Here is a 3,877-nt window from a genome sequence, read left to right as displayed (position 1 = left end):
TTGAAGCCGGACGGGTCGTGGCGGCCCAGCGCGCCGTGCTCGTAGAGGCCCCAACCCTCGACCGGATCTCCGTTGCCGTCGCGGCACACCGCGCGTCCGACATGGTCGATGACGCCGAAACCGGACCGCCCGATGATCGCCGGGTCGGTCATGTCATAGGTCAGCCGTTCGACGAACTTCTCGCCCTTCCACATGCCGTGCAGCCAGTCCGAGTCGCCGCCGTAACCGCCGCCGACGTGGATGGGCACCGGCAACTTGGACTCGACATCGAAGTGCACCGGGGTGCCGTCGGGGGCGGTGGCGTCGATGGTCGCGCCGGTCGGAATGCGGGTGCCGGACCGGTAGTGAATCTTCACCCGCGGCCAGCCGAGCTGTTCGACGCGGCCGTCGCGCCAGATCCGGGTGCAATCGTTGAGTGAGCGAAACCCGTTGGGCTCCTCCTGGATGATCAGGACGACCGCGAAGTCCTGGAACGCCATCGGCACATACAACCACCACATGCCCTCGAACGGCGGGTCGGCGGGCCGGCCGGCGGGCTCGGCTTCGCCGATCGGCCGAATGCCCCAGGACCGGTCGCGGCTGCCGATCCAGGTGGCCGGGTCGACGGCAATTTCCTTGCCGTCCACGATGATCCGGCCGCTCCAGCTGCCGAGCTGGGCGAAGCGCTGCGCGTCCAGCGTCACCCGGTTACCCGAGCGCATCAGGTGTGGCTGCTCCTGGACGACGTCGAACAGGCCCTCCCAGGTGAGATCGGCTGCGATGCCTTCTGTTTCGTCGAGGACGATCCGCAGTGTGTGCAGCGGGTCGATGACATCAACGCGGTAGCCATTGACGTTCTGGTTGAGCCGATCCTGGTCGACAGCATCGGACAAGTGCACCGCGGTCTGGGTGTCGCCGCGGCGGATGAGTAGGAACGCGTCTTTGACCCCGAGGTTGGGGTAGTAACCGATGCCGCTGATCACGAAGATGTCGCCGGTGCGGTCGTGGGCGTTGAAGTAGGAGCGATCGTAGAAGTTGCGGTCCGAGGAACCCGGCCACGCGATCGGCTGGGGAACCTGGTGTACCGGGAACTCGTCGAGCGGTCCGAGCATTACTGATCCTCTCCGATGAGACGTTTCATCAGTCCTGAGTGATAGAACAGCGATTCGACGCTGTCAGGTTTCTCGGTCTCGCCGAAGTGCACTCGCCGCGCTCCGGTGCGCATGAACACGCAGGCCCACATGACCCCGGAGTAGACGTAGAACCAGCGCAGGTCACCGATTTCGATGCCGGTGAGCCGCTGGTAGGTAGCCCGGACGTCCTCCTCACGCATTACCTCGGGCAGGCCGGACAGCGTCGCCAGGCCGGCGAGCTCCTGAAAGACCATGTGCGCGTAGATCATCCATGCGACGTCGAGTTCACGCGGGCCCAGCGTCACCATTTCCCAGTCGAGCACCGCCACCGGAAGGAACTCGCGGTACAGCACGTTGCCCACCCGGGCGTCGCCCCAGAGCAGCACCGGCTCGGTGGCCGCCGCTTCCTGCGGCCAGTTGTCCTCCAGCCATTGGAATGTGCGTTCCAACAGCGGTGACCGACCGATGTCGGGCACGGCGAAGTCATACCACGACCGCACCCAGTTGAAATGCCTGCGCAGCGCGGAGTCGCCTGCCTGCCCTTCGGCCAAATAGCCAAACGTCTTCTCCGCGTCGGCTATTGAATGCAGCTTGGCGAGCACCCCGACCGTTGCGTCTTGCAGTTCGCGCTGCCGTTCGGCGGCCGCGTCGGCGAACCAGTTGCCACCGAAGGTGTAGGGCATGACGTCGGGCGGCACCTCGCCGTCGACGTAATCCATCAAAAAGAACGGTGTGCCCAAGACCTCGCCGGTGGTTTCCAGCCACCGCACTCGCGGCACGGGAACGTCGGTGATCTCGCCGACTTTGCGGATCACATCGAATTGGTGGTCGAGTCGATACGTCGGGAACACCTGGACGTCCTCGGCGGTGGGCGCCACCCGCGCCACCAGCTTCTGCGTAATCGGCTTGCCGTCCTCCTCCCAGCGCGCGGTCAGGATGATGGTCTCCGACGACATACCGGTCGAGTCGATGCCGCTCTCCACGGTGACCTGCGGGGTCGCCCCGCCTGGCAGCACGGTGGACAGCCATCTCGACATCACAACCGGCAGTGTGGTGATGTCGCGGCTGGAGCGCTGTAGTCGGTCGACTTGGTCGAGCACAGGTTCGTTTGGCACAGGTGCCTCCTTCGTGAGGCAATTACGATACGATGGGTAGCGTTATGAAAGCAGACGCACTCTCGGTTGACAAGGTCTCGGGTGCCGGACGGCCCCGGGACCCGCGCATCGACGCTGCCATATTGACCGCCACCGCGGATCTGCTTGTCCAAATCGGCTATTCGAACCTCACCCTGGCCGCGGTCGCCGAGCGCGCCGGAACGACGAAGACGGCGTTGTACCGGCGATGGTCGAGCAAGGCCGAGCTGGTGCACGAAGCGGCGTTCCCGGTGGCGCCCACTGCGCTGGAGGGCCCGACCCGCGGCATGGCCGATGACCTGCGAGCGATGATTGCGGCGGCGCGCGACGTGTTCACTACCCCGGTCGTGCGCGCCGCGCTGCCCGGCCTGGTCGCCGACATGAGTGCCGACACTGAGCTCAACGCACGGGTGATGTCTCGCTTTGCGGGTTTGTTCACTACGGTGCAGGCGCGGCTCAGTGAGGCGGTGGACCGCGGTGAGGTGCATCCGGACGTCGATCCGGACCGATTGATCGAGTTGATCGGCGGGGCGACGTTGTTGCGGATGCTATTGAGTCCGGACGAACCTCTGGACGACACCTGGGTGGACCAGACCACCGCCATCCTCGTGCACGGCGTTACTCGCGAGGTAGGGTCTCGCCGGTGACCGGACGACTGGATGGCCGCGCGGCGATCGTCACCGGCGCCAGCCGCGGCCTGGGCCGGGCAATCGCTCTGGCGCTGGCGAGCGAAGGGGCGGCAGTTGCCGTAATCGGCCGCACCGAAAGTGTATGGAACGAAAAGCTTCCCGGCACTATTGGTGAGACCGTTGCCGATATCGAGGCAGCCGGCGGACACGCGTTGGCGATTCGGGCCGACCTGCTGGACCGAGACGATATCGCGCGGCTGGTCGGGGAGGCTCGAGATGCGCTGGGCCCCATCACGATTCTGATCAACAACGCGGCGTTCACCGCGCCCGGTCGCCCGCCCAAGCCCGGCGACGATGCGCGCCCGAAATCTGCGAAAGCACAACCGGCTGGCTCCAAGCCGGACTGGCCGCCCCTGCTCGGCACGCCGCTGGGCGCGTATCGCCGCCACTTCGAGATCGCGGTGTTCGCCGCCTATGAGCTGATCCAGCTGGTCTGCCCGGACATGATCGCCGCAGGCACCGGCTCGATCATCAACATCAGCTCGGTGGCGTCTCGGCTACCGGGTGATGGGCCCTACGCCGACCGTAGCGGCGGCGTGCTGCCCGGCTACGGCGGATCCAAAGCCGCACTGGAGCATTTGACGTGGTGTGCGGCCTACGATCTGGCCGGCCACCATGTTGCGGTCAACGCGCTGTCGCCGTCGAAAGCGATTATGACGCCCGGTCTTTCGTATTACGCCCGCGGGTTCGACGATGTCGCCACCCCGGAGGAGTTCGCGCGGGCCGCGTTGGAGCTGACGCTGGTGGATCCGACGGTCCTGACTGGCCGGACCCTCGGCCACCTGCAAGTGCTCGACGGCAGCTTTTGCGCATTCGGGTCCTAAGCCGGCTTCGTCGCGGTCACGGCGTTGATGATCACTGCGTGCAGCCGGTGCCAGTGCAGGGAGGCGAACCCGGCCCGCAGCAGCAGCCGAGTGGCGCGGCGCCTGGTGCGGGCTTTGCC

General features: G+C 66.2%; 4 protein-coding genes. 2 read left to right on the top strand and 2 right to left on the bottom strand.

Going from position 1 to position 3,877, the window contains the following annotated elements; genetic code table 11:
* Positions 1 to 1,091, bottom strand: a 1,091-nt coding sequence (locus WAN02_RS18920; protein WP_422265776.1) for a hypothetical protein, incomplete at its 3' end; no start/stop codon positions are given.
* Complete coding sequence (locus WAN02_RS18915; RefSeq protein WP_422265775.1) at positions 1,091 to 2,227, bottom strand: phosphotransferase family protein; 1,137 nt, start codon at positions 2,225 to 2,227, stop codon at positions 1,091 to 1,093. The genes WAN02_RS18920 and WAN02_RS18915, both read right to left, overlap by 1 nt.
* A gap of 44 nt (positions 2,228 to 2,271) precedes the next feature.
* Between WAN02_RS18915 and WAN02_RS18910 the strand changes: the two genes are divergently transcribed.
* Both WAN02_RS18910 and WAN02_RS18905 read left to right on the top strand, forming a co-directional pair.
* Positions 2,272 to 2,892, top strand: a complete 621-nt coding sequence (locus WAN02_RS18910; protein WP_422265774.1) for a TetR/AcrR family transcriptional regulator C-terminal ligand-binding domain-containing protein — start codon at positions 2,272 to 2,274, stop codon at positions 2,890 to 2,892.
* Complete coding sequence (locus tag WAN02_RS18905) at positions 2,889 to 3,758, top strand: SDR family NAD(P)-dependent oxidoreductase (protein WP_422265773.1); 870 nt, start codon at positions 2,889 to 2,891, stop codon at positions 3,756 to 3,758. The genes WAN02_RS18910 and WAN02_RS18905 overlap by 4 nt, the downstream gene beginning before the upstream one ends.
* The last annotated feature ends 119 nt before the right edge of the window (positions 3,759 to 3,877 follow it).

The organism is Mycobacterium sp. (assembly GCF_049281135.1).
Classification (GTDB): domain Bacteria; phylum Actinomycetota; class Actinomycetes; order Mycobacteriales; family Mycobacteriaceae; genus Mycobacterium.
Note: the sequence above shows the minus strand (reverse complement) of the source record. Positions and strands in the feature narration are given on the sequence as shown.

Excerpts from the sequence above, each read along its gene's own strand:
- WAN02_RS18910 (WP_422265774.1), top strand. The coding sequence starts at position 2,272 with ATGAAAGCAGACGCACTCTCGGTTGACAAGGTCTCGGGTGCCGGACGG.